Origin of the sequence: Stenotrophomonas sp. TWI1149, assembly GCF_039673155.1 — a bacterium.
Taxonomy (GTDB): domain Bacteria; phylum Pseudomonadota; class Gammaproteobacteria; order Xanthomonadales; family Xanthomonadaceae; genus Stenotrophomonas; species Stenotrophomonas maltophilia_AA.
In genome coordinates this window covers 73772-90557 of sequence record NZ_JBDJLB010000014.1, presented here as the reverse complement: position 1 = coordinate 90557, position 16786 = coordinate 73772, and the positions used below count along the sequence as shown (strand labels likewise).

General features: G+C 68.2%; 11 protein-coding genes. 5 read left to right on the top strand and 6 right to left on the bottom strand.

Annotated features, from left to right (window positions below; all coding sequences use genetic code 11):
- Positions 1–19 precede the first annotated feature (19 nt).
- Both ABE424_RS15955 and ABE424_RS15950 read left to right on the top strand, forming a co-directional pair.
- The gene (locus ABE424_RS15955; protein ID WP_346490580.1) at positions 20–733 is read left to right on the top strand and encodes a ComF family protein; all 714 of its coding nucleotides are present in this window, start codon (positions 20–22) and stop codon (positions 731–733) included.
- Between the two features lie 81 nt (positions 734–814).
- Positions 815–1315, top strand: coding sequence for a hypothetical protein (locus tag ABE424_RS15950; RefSeq protein WP_346490581.1), 501 nt, complete (start codon positions 815–817; stop codon positions 1313–1315).
- 25 nt (positions 1316–1340) lie between these two features.
- Here the strand turns inward: ABE424_RS15950 and ABE424_RS15945 are convergent, their stop codons facing one another.
- The 6 genes from ABE424_RS15945 to ABE424_RS15920 are packed head-to-tail and all read right to left on the bottom strand — an operon-like array spanning position 1341 to position 8568.
- Positions 1341–3146 carry an MFS transporter gene (locus ABE424_RS15945; RefSeq protein ID WP_346490582.1) on the bottom strand — a complete coding sequence of 602 codons (1806 nt, stop codon included), beginning with the start codon at positions 3144–3146 and terminating at the stop codon, positions 1341–1343.
- 53 nt (positions 3147–3199) lie between these two features.
- Complete coding sequence (gene nagA, locus ABE424_RS15940; RefSeq protein ID WP_346490583.1) at positions 3200–4315, bottom strand: N-acetylglucosamine-6-phosphate deacetylase; 1116 nt, start codon at positions 4313–4315, stop codon at positions 3200–3202.
- Positions 4312–5088 carry a DeoR family transcriptional regulator gene (locus tag ABE424_RS15935; protein WP_176987900.1) on the bottom strand — a complete coding sequence of 259 codons (777 nt, stop codon included), beginning with the start codon at positions 5086–5088 and terminating at the stop codon, positions 4312–4314. The genes nagA and ABE424_RS15935 overlap by 4 nt, the downstream gene beginning before the upstream one ends.
- A gap of 34 nt (positions 5089–5122) precedes the next feature.
- Positions 5123–6454 (bottom strand): D-tagatose-bisphosphate aldolase, class II, non-catalytic subunit, encoded by a 1332-nt coding sequence (locus ABE424_RS15930; protein WP_346490584.1) that lies wholly within the window; start codon positions 6452–6454, stop codon positions 5123–5125.
- A gap of 23 nt (positions 6455–6477) precedes the next feature.
- Positions 6478–7404, bottom strand: a complete 927-nt coding sequence (locus ABE424_RS15925; protein ID WP_346490585.1) for an ROK family protein — start codon at positions 7402–7404, stop codon at positions 6478–6480.
- A gap of 6 nt (positions 7405–7410) precedes the next feature.
- Positions 7411–8568, bottom strand: a complete 1158-nt coding sequence (locus ABE424_RS15920; RefSeq protein ID WP_346490586.1) for an SIS domain-containing protein — start codon at positions 8566–8568, stop codon at positions 7411–7413.
- Positions 8569–8902: 334 nt separating this feature from the next.
- On the opposite strand from ABE424_RS15920, the gene ABE424_RS15915 reads away from it, so the two are divergent.
- The 3 genes from ABE424_RS15915 (at position 8903) to ABE424_RS15905 (ending at position 16777) form a co-directional block, all read left to right on the top strand.
- Positions 8903–12262 carry a TIM-barrel domain-containing protein gene (locus ABE424_RS15915; RefSeq protein ID WP_346490587.1) on the top strand — a complete coding sequence of 1120 codons (3360 nt, stop codon included), beginning with the start codon at positions 8903–8905 and terminating at the stop codon, positions 12260–12262.
- Positions 12263–12395: 133 nt separating this feature from the next.
- Positions 12396–15368 (top strand): TonB-dependent receptor, encoded by a 2973-nt coding sequence (locus ABE424_RS15910; protein WP_346490588.1) that lies wholly within the window; start codon positions 12396–12398, stop codon positions 15366–15368.
- A 53-nt stretch (positions 15369–15421) separates the two neighbouring features.
- Positions 15422–16777 (top strand): Gfo/Idh/MocA family oxidoreductase, encoded by a 1356-nt coding sequence (locus ABE424_RS15905; protein ID WP_346490589.1) that lies wholly within the window; start codon positions 15422–15424, stop codon positions 16775–16777.
- Positions 16778–16786: the final 9 nt, after the last annotated feature.

Below are 16786 nucleotides of genomic sequence, written 5' to 3'. Positions count from 1 at the left end.
GTCGCCATCTGTCAACCATATGATAATTTCAAAAGTTTACGGAGCCTTCGGGTGGCTGCGCTGGCAGATCCTGCCGCTGCGCTGCCTGGTCTGCGAGTGCCCGGGCGAGGATGGAATGGACCTGTGCCGCGCCTGCCATCGAACGTTGCCCTGGAACGACCATGCCTGCCGCCGCTGCGCGCTGCCCTTGGCGGCGGCCGACCGCGCCGATGAAACAGACGACCACTGCGGGCGTTGCATCGACGAGCATCCCCGCCAGGCCGCCGCCAGCGCGGCGTTCCTGTATGCGGCGCCGATCGACCACCTGCTGATCCGCTTCAAGTTCCACCAGGACCTGGCCGCCGGCCGATTGCTGTCGCAGCTGATGCTGCAGCGCGTGCCGCCGTTCCTGGCCGGGCCGCTGCAGCCGATGCCGCTGCATCGCCGGCGGCTGCGCCAGCGCGGCTACAACCAGGCGCTGGAATTGACCCGGCCGCTGGCGCGCGGGCTGTGCTGCCCGCTCTGGCAGGGGCTGCAACGGACCCGCGAAACGGCCGCGCAGTCGAATCTGGATGCCGATGCCCGCCGCTGCAACCTGCGCGATGCGTTCGCGGTACGGGGGCATCCGCCCGCCGGGCTGACCGTGGTCGACGATGTGATGACCACCGGGGCAACCACCGATGCCGCGCTGCGTGCGTTGCAGTACGCCGGCGCCGGGCCGATGCAGGTCTGGGTCTGTGCGCGCGTGCCGTGAGCGCAGTTGTACGGCGTCTTCGCCACCCGCTGCGCCCACGCAGCAGCGATACTGCTGTCATCCCCTCATGGAGAGACACGCATGCGAAGTTCCCTGTTGATCATGACGATGTTGCTGGGGTCCGGCCTGAGCGCCTGCACGCAGACATCCCCGCCTCCGGCGGCGGCAGACGCGCCGGCGGGCGTCTCACCGCTGGCGCAGGCACGCATCCAGATGCGTGAGGTGGCCGAGGATGCCAAACGCCCCGGCGCCACGACGCTCAAGGACCGCGACGGCAACACGCTCTCGTTGATCGAGCCCGCCTTCGTCACGACGGCCGACATCGCCTCGGTTGCCGTCGGCACCGATGGACACAACGGACAGGACACCCTTGTCCTGCGCTTCACCGATGCAGCCGCACCGCGCATTCTTGCCGCGACCGAAGCACGCGTGGGCAAGCGGGTGGCGTTCACCATCGGCGACCAGGTCCTCAATGTCGCCGTCATCGCCGGTCCCTTCGCGCAGTCCATGCAGGTGACCGGACTGGATGGCAGCGACGAAGCGCACCGGCTGTTCACCGAGATCACCGGCAAGGCGCCCTGATCCCGTCGGGCAGGGCAGCTGCCGCTCAGCGGAAGTTCGCCTCGATCTGCTCCAGCGACTTGCCCTTGGTCTCCGGCAGCCAGAACGCGGCGATCAGGAAGTACAGCAGCGTGCAGCCGGCCCAGAAGAAGAACATGCTGGCGTAGCCGTAGTGACCGACCGTGGGCAGGAAGATCGCCGCGATCGCCGTGGAGACGAACTGGTTGATCAGCAGCGCGATGCTCATGCCGTTGGAGCGGATGCGGGTCGGCATCAGCTCGGACAGCGCCAGCCACACGCACACGCCGGGGCCGACCGCGAAGAACGCGACGAACAGCAGGATGCAGCCGGCGACCAGCCAGCCGTGCGTGGGCGAGGGCACCGGGCCGATCACCGCGCGTTCGATCACCAGCGGTGCGCTGGCGGCCTGCGCGGGATCCGGGAACGGGTTGAGGTGCAGGGTACGGAAGAAGCGGCCGATCACGCTGTCGGCCGAGACCGCGTCCTCGCGGCGGATCTGCAGGGTGGCATCGATCGGGTTGTCGCTGCGCAGCGAGCGCACATTGCTGAAGCCGCCGTAGGCATAGGACACGGTCAGCTGTTGCGGCGCGGTGCCGGCAGTGCCGTCCAGCCGCTGCCATTGCGCGGCATCCAGCGGCAGCGACAGGGTGGTGCCGCTCACCTGCTGCTGCAGCGTGGCCTGCACATCCAGCCGCCCGCGTTCGCTCTGCACGAACAGCAGGGCGGCCGCCAGCAGCGACAGCGTGATGCCGCCACTGCCCAGCATCAGCAGGAACTTGCGGCCCTTGCGGTCCACCAGCACCAGCGCCACCACGGTCATCACCGCGTTGAGCAGCTTGATCGCCACATCCGCACCATTGGCCACCGAGCCGGGCAGGCCGGCCTGGTTGAGGATGTTGACCGCGTAGGCCAGCACCGAGTTGATGCCGGTGGCCTGGGTGAACGCCAGCACCAGGCAGGCCAGCACGAAGGGCCACACGTAGCGGCGGCTGAGCAGTGGATCGCGTTTGCCGTTGCGGCCGATCTGGCGTTCTTCCGGCGCCTGCATGCGCTGCAGGGTCGGCTCGACGTCGGCCGCGGCGACCGTGCGCTGCAGCGCGCTGCGCGCCTTGTCGATGCGGCCACGGCGCACCAGCCAGCGCGGTGATTCACTGATCAGCAGCACGCCCCCGGTGAACACCAGGCCGGGCAGCAGGCAGCTCCAGAAGATCGTGCGCCAGGCATGGTCCTTGACGTCGAACAGCAGGCGCTGCTGTTCGGCACCGGGCAGATGGCGCACCGCGGCGGTCGCCGCATCCACCGCATGGGCGTGGTACAGCCCGATCACGGCGGCCAGTACCAGGCCGATGGTGAGCAGCAACTGGAACATCGCGGCGCCGCGACCGCGCCGTTCCGGGCTGAGGACTTCGGCGAGGTACAGCGGCACCACCACGCCGATCAGGCCGCCGCTGATGCCCTGCAGCAGCCGCCCCATCAACAGCGCGCCATAGCCATCGGACAGCGCCATCACCGGGATGCTGGCAGTGAACAGCACGCCAGCCAGCAGCATCGCGCCGCGACGCCCGATCAGGTCGGCGACCATGCCGGCGAACAGCGAGGACAACACGCTGCCGAGCAGCACGGCGGCGACCACGAAGCCCAGCTGCTGGCTGGTCAGGTGCCAGCTCGCGGTCGCGGTGGCCTCCAGGTAGGGCAGGGCACCGGCGATGATGCCGATGTCGATGCCGTAGAGCAGCCCACCCATGCCGCCGATGAACAACAGATAGCGTACCGGCCAGCGCGGCGCGGAGGCGCCGGCGTGCACGGGAAGGGCTGCGGAAACGTCGTTCATCATGCCGGTCCTGTCTGCAACTGCGTGCGCCGTGGCGGCGCGGGAGTCAACGCTCAGTCGAGCGCGATGTCGTCGCCTTCCACCACCACGCCGCGCACGCGCAGGTCGTGGTCGAGCACCACCAGGTCCGCCCAGGCACCGGTCGCGAGGCGGCCGCGGTCGTCGATCCCGAGGTAGTCGGCCGGATAGCGCGAGAGCCGGTGCGAGGCGTCGGCGATGTCCAGGCCGAGCGAGACCAGGTTGCGCAGCGCCTGGTCCATGGTCAGCGCACTGCCGGCCAGCGAGCCGCTCGACAGCCGCACGCAGCCCAGGCATTTGTGCACGCGCTGCACGCCCAGCGCGTACTCGCCATCGGGCATGCCGGTAGCGGCGGTCGCATCGGTGACGCAGTACAGGCGCGGGATCGCGCGCAGGGCGGTGCGGATCGCGCCGGGATGCACGTGCTGCAGATCGGGGATGAGCTCGGCGTACTCGGCATGCGCGAGCGCGGCGGTCGCGATGCCCGGGTGGTAGTGGTCCACGCCGGTCATGCCGTTGAACAGATGGGTGAAGCCGGCCGCGCCTGCCTTCAGTGCAGCAACGCCGTCTTCGTAGCTGCCGGCGCTGTGGCCGAGCTGCACGCGGATGCCGAGGGCGCTCAGCGCGGGAATCAGCGCCAGGTGCTGGCCGATCTCCGGGGCGAGGGTCAGCACCTTGATCGGTGCGATCGCATGCAGGCGCTGCACGTCGGCCAAGGTGGCCTCGACCACCAGCGGGGGCTGTGCGCCCAGACGCTCGGCACTGATGAAGGGGCCTTCCAGGTGTACGCCGAGCACGCGCGCCATGCCGGGTTCGCGCGTGGCGATCGCAGCGGACAGGCCTTCAAGCGCGCGGCTGATGTCGTCCTCCTGCGCGGTCATGGTGGTGCCCAGCAGCGCGGTGGTGCCGTGCCGGGCATGCGCGCGCGCCACGGTCTGCGCGGTCGTGCCGCCCTGCATGATGTCCACCCCGGCGCCGCCATGCACATGCAGGTCGATGAAGCCGGGCAGGATCAGCGGGACCTCATCGTCGCCGCGCGGATCGGCGTGTGCGGTATCGATGGCGGTGATGCGATGGTCGAAGTGGATGTCGCCGCGGACCCAACCGGTGTCGGTGAGCAGGCGGCCGTGCAGGGAGCGGGACTCGGTCAAGGCGGGGACTCGGCGATGATCACTTCGACGCCCAGCCGCTGCAGCCCTTCCAGGTACTCGGCCTCGATGCTGGCGTCGGTGATGATGGTGTGGACCTGGTCCAGCCGCGCGATGCGGTGCAGGCTGACCCGGCCGAACTTGGACGCGTCGGTGAGCACCACGATGCGGCGTGCGCGCTCGACCATGCGGTGGTTGAGGCTGGCTTCGGCCTCGTGGTGGGTAGTGAGGCCGAACTGCAGGTCCAGGCCATCGACGCCCAGGAACAGGGTGTCGAAGCTGTAGGTGTTGAGGCTTGCCTCGGCCTGGCTGCCGTGCAGCGACAGCGACTGCTTGCGCAGCAGCCCGCCGGTGAGCAGCAGTTCCACGCCGGGCGCATTGGCCAGCTCCCAGGCGATGTTCAGGCCATTGGTCATCACCGTGACGTCGCGATGCCCGCGCAGGTGCCGCGCCAGCGTCATCGTGGTCGAGCCCGAGTCGATGATGATGTTGTCGCCGGCCTTGACCAGCTTGGCCGCCTCGATACCGATCCGGTCCTTCATCGGCAGGTTCAGCGCATCCTTCTCGTGGATGTCCTGTTCCTGCGGCGGCGTGCGTACCAGCGTGGCGCCCCCGTGGGTACGGGTGGCCAGCCCCTGCGATTCAATGTGGGTGAGGTCGGCACGGATCGTGACCGCCGAGACCGAAAAACGCGTCACCAGCTCGCTGACCTGCACGTTGCCGTGCTCGACCAGGGTCTGGAGGATCTGCTGGCGACGCTGCCGGGTGTTCCGCATGGGGGCGATTCCGTTCGAAAGGGAAAGCCGAAGCTTACCGTTCCGAAAGCTCCTTGGCCTGCCGGGTTTCGTTATGCGTGCCCGAGAGGTTGCGATTGCAGGCCCGTGCGTATTCGGCCAGGCGCAACGCGACCTTGTGCTGGATCAGCGCCAGCGGTGCGGGCTGCAGTTCACCGGCTTCGATCGCCTTGAGCTGTTCGGGCATGAACTGGCTGAGCAGCATCTGCGGCGGCACCTGCGCGGTGAGGTTGGCGACCAGCGTGTCCAGCGCGGCCTGCACCGCCGGCTCGCCCCAGTAGTAGCGGCTGCGGTCACTGAGCGAATAGGCGCGCAGCAGGCGCAGCGCGTGTTCGTCGCCCTGGTAGTAGCTGCGCCAGCTGCCCGGCTTATCGACCATGCAGCGGTCCAGCACCTCGATCAGGTTCGAGCGCTGCGACGCTGCCGGCAGCAGTTCGCGCTCGATCATCGCCAATGCGAACACGGCTTCGCGGAAGGCGTAGGTGGCCGCCGGGCCCACTTTCAGGATCGCGAAGTGATCGCTGACCAGCGCGTGCAGGCCGGCCTCGGTCTGGTAGTCGGTGGAGTGTGCTTCGAACACGATGCGCGGCTGCCGTTCGACGAAGGCCGAGAGGTCCGCGGCGGCGGCAGGGTCGTAGTAGTGCACGCTGCTGTGGTCGAAATCCACGCCGGGCTGCACCACCATCGCGATCACGCGCTCCCACGCCGGCAGCAGGTCCGGGGCGGAGAACGCTTCGCGGTGGATGTCCAGCGTGGTCGCGGCCGCGGCCGGCGTGGTGACCTGCAGGCCACCGGCCAGCGAAGCCTCACCGCCGGGGATCGGCACTTCGGTGCCGATCACGTAGACCGGCGGCGGCAAGCCGTGTTCGGCGGCGGTACGTTCGGCGATCCGCGCCAGTTCGGCCGAGCGCGCGGCGACGATGGCGTCCGGCAGCGGGGTCGGGTCATCGGCGCAGGACATGCTGCAGTCCAGGTGGATCTTGTGGAAACCGGCGGCGACGTAGGCGGCGATCAGGTCGCGCGCGTTCGCCATCGCTGTTTCCGCCGGACCCTTCTGCCAGGCGTTGGGACCAAGATGGTCGCCGCCGAGCACCAGCCGCTCGGCCGGGAAGCCGGCATCGCGCGCCAGCTGCAGCACGTAGTCGCGATATTGCGGCGGGGTCATGCCGGTGTAACCGCCGAACTGATCGACCTGGTTGGAGGTCGCCTCGATCAGCAGCAGGGTGTCGTAGCGCTGCGCGACCTGCATCGCCGCCAGCAGCACCTGCGCGTTGCTGCAGCAGACGCTGTACAGCCCGACGGGTTGGCCCTGGCGATGGGCGGCGATCAACGATTGGACGGCGGACATGGCAACTCCAGTAACAACGGTGTTCAGGGGGAGGAAAAATGCTGGCGTGCGAGCAGGGCGGCGCCACGCGCACCGCCGGCATCGCCGAAGGTGGGCGGCAGGATCGGGGGGACGCGCACGCCGGTGAACAGGTAGGGCGCGATCGCGGCCGGCAGGTCGCGGTAGAGCTGCTCCAGCTTGGACAGGCCGCCGCCGAGCACGATCACGTGCGGGTCCAGCGCGAGGATCAGGCTGGCAAAGCTGTAGCCGAGCAGGTCGCGGTGGATGGCCAGGGCCTGCTGCGCGACCGCATCGCCGGCCTGCGCCCGGGCGACCACCGCGGCGGCATCCAGGGCCGCGCCACCGCGGCGTTCGTGGATCATCGCCAGCCCGCTGCCGGAGACGTAGCGCTCCAGGCAGCCCCGCAGGCCGCAGCCGCAGTCCAGCACCGGCAGATCGTGGCGCTGCTGCAGGGTGGCGGGGAGGCTCCAGTGCCCCCATTCGCCGGCGATGCCGTTGTGCCCGGCGATCAGCCGGCCGCCCACGCAGAAGCCACCGCCCGCGCCGGTGCCGAGGATCACCCCGAACATGCTCGGGTAGCCGGCGGCAGCGCCGTCATGCGCTTCGGACAAGGCGAAACACTGCAGGTCATTGCCCAGTTCCAGCGGGCGCTGCAGGCGTGCCTGCAGGTCCGCACCGACCGTCTGGCCGGTCAGGCTGGGCACGTTGGCGCTGAGCTGGCGGCCACTGGCACGATCACGCACGCCGGGCAGGCCGATGCCGACGGCCACGCCGCGCTCGCCGAGCGCGCGGTCGGCGGCATCGACCAGATCGACGATGGCCTGCAGGAACGCGGCGTAGTCGCGGGTGGGTGTCGCCACGCGCTGGCGGTGATGCACCACCAGCGCCGCGTCGCACGCGACCAGTTCGATCTTGGTGCCGCCGATGTCGATGCCGTACCAGGTCTGCATGCGTGCTCAGCCGTGCGGATGGATGGTCACGCCCTGCACCACACGGTTGACCGTGCCGTCGGGGAAGGGATTGTCCGGGGTCATGCCGAGCGCGGCCGAACGCTGCAGCGCATAGCACTGCGGCACCAGCAGCCACAGCGGGGCCAGCCACGGATCGGGCAGCGCGGGCGCATCGAGCACGAAATCGCCGTCGGCGCGGTCCGCATCGTCGGGCCCGATCGACAGCACCCGGCCGGCGATGCCGTCGCGGCGCAGTTCGTTCAACAGGTCCTGTTCGTAGCGGCGGGCCAGCGGCTGTGCGCTGCGCAGCATCACCACCAGGGTCTCGCCGTTGAGGGTGGACTTCGGCCCATGGCGGAACCCCAGCGGGGTGTTGGCCAGCGCCAGCACGCGGCCGGCGGTGAGTTCGAGCACCTTCAGCGCGGCCTCGCGCGCAACGGCTTCCAGCGGACCGCTGCCGAGATAGATGACGCGCGCGTACGGCGCCTGGGCCAGGGCAGCGACTGCGGCGTCCCAGGCGTCCAGCGCACGCGCGCCGTGGGTGCCCAGCGCATGCAGGCGTTCCAGGCGCTGCGCCCACGGGGCGCGGTCGAACGTGCTCAGCGCGGCCAGCAGCATGCAGCTCAGGCTGCTGGTCATGGCGAAGGCGCGGTCACAGCTGGCCGGCGGCATCAGCAGCGACAAGGTGTCACTGCGGCCGTGGCCACGCGTGGCCAGTTCACCCGCGGCGTTGCAGGTGATGTCCAGGAAGCGCGCCTGGTCGACCTGGTCGCGGACCAGGTCCACCGCTGCCACGCTCTCCGGGCTGGAGCCGCTGCGCCCGAACGACACCAGCAGGGTCGGTCGATCGCGGCGCAGGTACATCGCCGGATGGGTCAGCAGGCTGGTGGTATGCACGGCGCGGACCTCGGCGGGCCACTGCGCATTGATCTGGTCGGCCACCATCTCGGCGATGAAGCCCGAGCTGCCGGCGCCGGTGAAGATCACAAGCTGGCCGGGATCGCGCAGGGCGTCACCGAGGAAGGCATCGATGCGCGCCTGCGCGTCGTCCAGAAGGTCGGCCAGCGCCGTCCACAGCCGGGGCTGCTGGGCGATTTCTTCGGCGGTATAGGCGCCACCGAGGCGCTGCCACGCGGGCAAATTAGGGAGCAGAGAAGCGTCCATTCGCAATTCCTGTTGGGCGAACGCACCTTCTGCGTTTTCTTTCGAAATGTCAAATATCGAAAGATAAAGAAAAGGTAGTTCGATCACACTTTTTACCGATTGCCTGATGGACCATCCTCATCCGCGCTGTTGAATGCCGCGTCGCAGCAAGGTTTCAGGCGACATCAAAGTGCGCATTCAGGTGGCGTTTGGAAAGTGTTGCTGTGCCGCATCTTTCGTTTGTACGAAAATATCCTTCCTTTTTCTTTGCAATTTGTTGACATCTTTCGAGACCCTGCCCTAGAGTCGGCCGCACTGGTTTCAGTTTCCCGCTGACCGCGGGCTTGGGGGCAAGGTGGACTTCCGGTTACGACGCACTGGTCTGACGATCGCACTGCTCGCTGCAGTGGCCCTGGCCGGCACTGCCAGCGCCGCGCCGGTGGGCAACCTGCGTGCGATCAGCGCGACCCCGGGCAAAGACGGCACCGCCGGCTGGACGCTCAGCAGCGATACCGGCGCCACCCTGCGCGTGGAGCTGCTGCGCGAGGACGTCCTGCGCGTGCAGGCCGGCCGCAACGGCACGCTGACCGCTGCCGGCGACAAGGCCGCACCCATCGTCCTGCCGCAGCCGGCGACGAAGGTCGCCTTCCAACGGGAAGAAGACGCCAACGAGGTGCGCATCCGCACCGATGCGCTGGTCCTGCATATCCAGCGCCAGCCGCTGCGCCTGTCGCTGGATCGCCGCGAGGGCGAACGTGATGTCGCCCTGTGGCGCGAACTGCAGCCGCTGGACCTGGACAAGGACCAGAGCGTGCAGGTGCTTTCCAGCGAGGCCGGTGAACACTTCTACGGCGGTGGCCAGCAGAACGGCCGCTTCGAATTCAAGGGCCGCGAGCTGGAGGTGTCGTACTCCGGCGGCTGGGAAGAGGGCGATCGGCCCAACCCCGCGCCGATGCTGCTGAGCTCGCGCGGCTGGGGCATGCTGCGCAACACCTGGAGCGATGGCACCTACGATCTGCGCCAGGCCGACCAGGCCACGCTGCTGCATCGCGAAGACCGTTTCGATGCCTACTATTTCGTCGGGCCGAGCCTGCATACCCTGCTGGACCGCTACACCACGCTGACCGGCCGCGCCGGCCTGCTGCCGCGCTGGGCGTTCTCCTATGGCGACGCCGACTGCTACAACGATGGCGACAACATCAAGAAGCCCGGCAGCGTGCCCGACGGCTGGAGCGACGGCCCGACCGGCACCACGCCGGACGTGGTCGACAGCGTCGCCAAGCAGTACCGCTCGCATGACATGCCCGGCGGCTGGATTCTGCCCAACGACGGCTACGGTTGCGGCTACAAGAAGCTGCCCGAGACCGTGCAGGGCCTGGCGAAGTACGGCTTCAAGACCGGCCTGTGGACCGAGAACGGCGTCGACAAGATCGCCTGGGAAGTGGGCACCGCCGGCAGCCGCGTGCAGAAGCTGGACGTGGCCTGGACCGGCAAGGGCTACCAGTTCGCGATGGATGCCAACCAGTCCGCGTTCAACGGCATCCTGCACAACGCCGACTCGCGCCCGTTCCTGTGGACGGTGATGGGCTGGGGCGGCATCCAGCGCTACGCGGTGGCCTGGACCGGCGACCAGAGCAGCAGCTGGGACTACATCCGCTGGCACATCCCGACCCTGATCGGCTCCGGCCTGTCCGGCATGGCCTATGCCAGTGGTGACGTCGATGCGATCTTCGGTGGCAGCGCCGAGACGTTCACCCGCGATCTGCAGTGGAAGAGCTTCACGCCCGTGCTGATGGGCATGTCCGGCTGGTCCGGCAATGCGCGCAAGCACCCGTGGTGGTTCGATGAGCCCTACCGCAGCGTCAACCGCGACTACCTCAAGCTGAAAATGCGCATGACCCCGTACATGTACGGGCTGGCGCATGACGCGGCGACCACCGGTGCCCCGCTGCTGCGCGCGCTGATGTGGGATTACCCGCAGGATCCGCAGGCGTATACCGAAGCGTACAAGTACCAGTTCCTGCTCGGTCGCGAGCTGCTGATCGCGCCGGTGTACCGCAGCCAGGCCGCGAGCCGTGGCTGGCGCCGCGACATCCACCTGCCGCAGGGCCGCTGGATCGATTACTGGGACGGCCGCCAGCTGCAGGCCGGTGCCGAGGGCCGCGCGCTGGATCGTCCGGTCGACCTGGCCACGATCCCGGTGTTCGTGCGTGCCGGGGCGATCATCCCGATGTACCCGGCGATGCTCTATGACGGTGAAAAGCCGCTCGACGAAGTGACCTTCGATCTGTATCCGCAGGGCACCTCGCAGTACACGCTGTACGAAGACGATGGCGCCACCCGCCGCTATGAGAAGGGCGAATCGAGCACGCAGGCGATCACCGTGCAGGCACCGGCGCAGGGTACTGGCCCGGTGCAGGTGCGCATCGATCCGGTGCAGGGCCAGTACGCCGGCCAGCTGCAGCAGCGCCGCTATGCGCTGCGCGTGCTCAGCCGCCAGCGCCCGGCCACGGTGACGCTGGACGGACGCGCGCTGCCGATGCTGGCCGACCAGGCAGCGTGGCAGGGTGCGGGCGAGGGCTGGTACTTCGATGCGGCCGAGCGCCGCGGCACCCTGCACGTGCGCACCGCGCCGACCGACATCCGCCAAGCGCTCGCGCTGCAGCTGGATCTGCCGATCGCCGCCGCGCCGGCCGACGATGCCTTCCCGCCCGCCCCCGAACTGGGCCGCGCGCTGCCCTCCGACAGCCTGCTGGTGGTCAACCGCCCGGCCGAGGAGCAGGGCTACGAAATGGAGAAGGCCTTCGACGAGGATCCGGCCACGTGGTTCCGCACCGTGCGCAACCAGGCGGTCAAGACCGGCGCGCACGAGTGGGTGCTCGGCTTCGGCGAACGCAGGCTGATCGACGGCATCGAACTGGCGCCGCGCAACGACCAGCACTGGAAGAACGGCCAGATCCGCGATTACGAGATCTACATGGCCGACAGCAACGGCGAGTGGGGTGAACCGGTCAAGCGTGGCCGCCTGACCCTGCAGCAGGGCATGCAGCAGATCGACTTCCCCGCCCACGCCGGCCGCCTGCTGCGCTTCCGCGTGCTGAGCACGCAGAACCCGGAAGGCGATGGCGCCAGCGGTGCCGATCCGATGGTGACCGCGGCGCAGGGCAGCGTGGCGCGGGCGGTCGATGCGCTGCAGCCGCGAGATGTCGGTCCGATCGTGCTGTCCACGTTCCACGTGCTGGAGCACCCGCAGCCGGAGGGCCCGGCGCAGCAGCTGTACCTGTCCGCGTTGCCGCTACCGGCCCCGTTGAAGGCCAGCGTCGCTGCCGACCATGCCTTCGGTGGGCAGGCGGAGATGCGCATGAACGGCCTACATTTCCGCCGCGGCCTGGGCGTCAACGCCAGCAGCCGGATCGACCTGCAGCTGGGCGGCGGCTGGCGCCTGCTGCGCGCCGACCTGGGTATCGATGATCAGTGCCGCACCGCCGGCGGCATGCAGTTCCAGGTCTGGGGCGATGGTCGGCTGCTGTACGACAGCGGCCTGGTCAAAGCACCCGGCGTGGTCAAACCGGAGCTGGACGTGCGCGGCCTGCAGCGGCTGAGCCTGCGCACGCTCGGAGCGCAGGGTGATCACCCCGCGCAGGTCTGTGGCAACTGGGCCAACGCCGCCCTGATCGGACAGGAGGGCGATACCGCCAGCATCGTGTCGCCGTAACCGAACCGCCTTCCGGAACACCGCTCTCTCCCGTTTCCCGTCTGCGGCCCTTTGGCCGCGGCACGGGGGACGTTTGCCCGAACACACCCATCCACCGCCAGCCCCACGCTGCGGATCGAACAAGGAGCCCAAGATGTTGACCGAACGCCATCGCCATCGCCGCATCACCGCCACCCCCTTGTCCATCGCACTCGGCCTGGCCGTTGCGGTGGTCGGCAGTGCCAGCGCCCAGGACGCAGCGCCCGATACCAAAGCCACCGAGCTGTCGCGCATCGAAGTGACCGGCTCCAACATCCGCCGCAGCGATGTGGAAACCGCCTCGCCGGTGCAGGTGATCAGCAAGCAGGACATCGAGAACATGGGCGCACGCACGCTGTTGCAGGTGCTCGACAACCTGCCGGCGGCACGCCCGGGCCAGCAGGATGCGCGCTCGCTGTTCACCGGCTCGGACGGCGCCTCGCAGGCGAACCTGCGCGGCCTCGGCGCGCAGGGCACGCTGGTGCTGTTGAATGGCCGCCGCCTGTCCTACTACGGCGCGCCGGCCGGCTTCCAGACCCAGTTCGTCAACATCGATGCGATCCCCGCCGCGGCGATCGAGCGCATGGAAGTGCTGACCGACGGTGCCTCTGCGGTGTACGGCACCGACGCCGTGGCCGGCGTGATCAACGTGATCACCAAGCGCTCCTACCAGGGTGCGGAGATCAATCTCACCACGGACAAGTCCTCGCGGATCAGCTCCTACGGCGAGCACCAGGGCAGCATCACCGCCGGTTTCGGCGACCTCGATGAAGACCGCTACAACGTGTACGCCTCGGTCAATCTGTACCGGCGCGATGCGATCCCGCTGAGCGATTTCTACGACAAGCGGCCCGACCAGTACTACGTCAACAACCCCAACTACCTGCCCAACCTGCGCCTGGGTACCGGCAGCAAGCCGGGTGAGTTCAACCCGGGCAGCTACTTCGCGTTCGACCCGGTCACCGGCCGCCGCGTGCAGGAAGCCGCCCCGGGGTGCAACAACGTGCTCACCAGCGAAGCGGCCGGCCCGCGCTGCATCTGGGAGACGTGGATGAACAACGAGATCGACGCCGGCGCCAAGTCGGAGCGCAACACCGCCTACGTCAACGCGCATTTCCTGATCGGCGACAGCACCGAAGCCTTCGCCGAGGCGACCTACACCGACATCGACCTGACCGCCAACGGCGGCACGCCGCGCGCCTACGGCACCACCACCGGCAACCCGACCAGCTGGTTCTCGCGCAACACCGGCACCACGGTCAACCAGTTCCTGTATCCGTACCTGGGCCCGAACAACGAATACAACAACGCCTCGCCCGAGCTGAAGGCACTGATGGGCGGCGTGGTCGGCCTGCAGTACCTGCTGCAGGACGTGGGCGCCAACCACTTCGGCCAGCGCAACACCGACCAGAGCTACCGCGTGGTGGCGGGGCTGCGTGGTGACATCGGCGACTGGAACTGGGAAACCGCCTTCGCCACCGCCGGCAGCCACTCGGTCACCTACCAGACCACCAACGTGAACCTGGCCGGCTTCGAGAAGGCGTTCGGCCCGTACTCGGTCGATCCGGGCACCGGCCGCGTGATCATCTCCGATCACCCGGCGTACAAGTTCGGCGAGATCAGCGACGCCAACGCCGCGCTGATCCGCGAAGCGTTCCCGACCTTCGACATCCAGTCCTGGACCCGCCTGCATACCCTGGACGGCAAGATCGAAGGCCCGTTGTTCCAGATGCCGGCCGGCGAAGTGCGTGCGGCGTTCGGCTTCAACGCCAGCCGTGAGACCTTCTACACCCCGGGCAACCCGGATGCGGCCAATGGCCTGATCACCCAGCAGGGTGGCTCGTGGTTCGACGGCAAGCGCAACACCTACGCGTTGTTCGCCGAGACGGTGGCGCCGCTCACCGAGAAGCTGGAACTGGACGCCGCGTTGCGCGTGGACAAATACCCGGACTTCAGCGCCAACCTGGCGCCAAAGATCGGCCTGAAGTACCAGATGTTCGACCAGCTGATGCTGCGCGGCACGTACTCCACCGGCTTCCGTGCGCCCAGCCTGGCCGAATCCGGCAACGGCGGCGTGTTCGCCCAGCTGGGCGGCTACCGCGACGAGGTGCGCTGCAACGAGACCAACGCGATCGCGAACCTGCTGTTGCGATCGCAGCGCGGGGGAGATGTCGACCTGGGCAAGACCCTGCTCAACACCGACTGCAGCCGCACCGTGGCGCGCATGACCCAGCCCAACCCGGACCTGAAGCCGGAGAAGGCCAAGATCACCACGCTGGGCTTCGTCTACGAACCCACGCAGTGGCTGTCGGTGTCGGCCGACTACTGGTTCATCTATCGCAGCAACGAAATCGTCGCCCCGGACTTCACCCGCGACGAGGACATCATTTCCTCCACCCGTTCGCCGATCACCGAAAGCGACCGCGCCAACCTGGCTGCCCTGGCGGCGATGTGCGCCGACCCGGCCAGCGGCGTTGCCTGTCCCGGCACGCTGCCCGGCTACAGCGTGGGCAACGTGGCCAGCGTGGTGGGCCAGTACAAGAACCGCGGCAAGACCCTGATCGACGGTTTCGACATCGACGCCCGCAGCCGCTTCTCGCTGGGCGAGTGGGGCAACCTGAACATCGGCGTGGCCGCCACCATCGCCAACCGCAACCGTTCCTACCTGGACGATGAAAGCGGCTGGTACTACGGCGACCTGGTCGGCTATTACAACAACCCGCGCCTGCGCGCCACGTTGAACGCGGACTGGAGCTACAAGCAGGTCACCACCAGCGTCTTCGTCAACTACGTCGGCGGCACCAAGTGGGCGCTGCAGCAGATCGATGAAGAAGACAACAACCCGCAGACCTGCACCGCCGGCTACCTGCCGGTGGAGCAGAGCAAGTGCGACGGCGCACCGTCGTGGTGGACGGCCAACCTGAGCGTGGCCTGGCGCCCGGACGAGCACTGGAACGTCGGTTTCACCATCAAGAACCTGTTCGACCGCCTGCCGTTCTACGATCCGAACAGCTTCCTCGGCGATTCCAGCGATTACGCCACCATCTTCGGTCGCGGCTACAGTCTGACCGTCGGCTACAAGTTCTGATGCTCCCCTCGCGCCGGTTCCGGCCGGCGCGATCTTCACACGAGGTACTGTCCATGAAACGCAGAGAATTCATCGCCGCCAGCGCGGCCGTCGCCGCCACCAGCCTGCTGCCCAACACGCCCGCCTGGGCGCGCGGACGCAAGGTGCGGCTGGGGCTGATCGGCACCGGCATGCGCGGCCAGGTATTGCTGAAGGAACTGGTCCGCCGCGACGACGTGGAGGTGGTCGCACTGTGCGACATCGAGCCGATCATGCTCAAGCGCGGCATGGACATGGTCGCCAAGGCCGGCAAGCCGGCGCCCAAGGCCTACGGCCAGGACGGCGACGTCAACGCGTGGAAGCGGCTGATCGAACAGCGCGGGCTGGACGGCGTGATCATCGCCACACCCTGGGAATACCACGCGCCGATGGCGATCGCGGCCATGCAGGCCAAGGTCGCGGTCGGCTGCGAAGTCGTCGCCGGCATCACCCTGCAGGACCACTGGGATGTCCTCAAGACCCAGCTGTCCACCGGCACCCCCTACATGCTGCTGGAGAACGTCTGCTACCGCCGCGACGTGATGGCGGCGCTGCAGATGGTGCGGCAAGGCCTGTTCGGCGAGCTCGTGCATCTGCAGGGTGGCTACCAGCACGACCTGCGGGGCGTGAAGTTCAACTCCGGCGATCCCAGCCAGCCCTATGACAGTGGCGTGGAGTTCGGGGCCAAGGGCTGGTCCGAGGCGCGCTGGCGCACCGAGCACTCGGTGAAGCGCAACGGCGAGCTGTACCCCAGCCACGGCATTGGTCCGTGCGCCATGTACACCGGCATCAACCGTGGCAACCGCTTCACCCACATCAATGCGTTCGCCAGCAAGGCACGCGGCCTGCACGACTACACCGTGGCCAAGAGTGGCGGTACCACGCATCCGAGCACCAAGGTCACCTTCAAGCTCGGCGACATCGTCACCACCACGCTGGCCTGCGAGAACGGCGAGACGATCCTGCTCCAGCACGACACCTCGCTGCCGCGCCCGTACTCGATGGGCTTCCGCGTGCAGGGCACCAAGGGCCTGTGGATGGACGTGAACCAGTCCATCCACATCGAAGGCCGCAGCCCGCCGCACAAGTGGGAGCCGTTCCAGGCCTACCAGGACCAGTTCGAGCACCCGCTGTGGAAGCAGCACGCCGATACCGCCGCCAGCGCCGGCCACGGTGGCATGGACTGGTTCGTCATCCATGCCTTCGTGGAAGCCCTCAAGGCCAAGGCACCGATGCCGATCGACATCTACGATGCGATCACTTGGAGCGCGATCACGCCGCTGTCCGAGCAGTCCATCGCCAACAGCTTCCAGACGCTGGAGTTCCCGGACTTCACCGCCGGGCTGTGGAAGCAGCGCAAGCCGATCTTCGCGTTCGACGGTACTTACTGAGCCGCACCC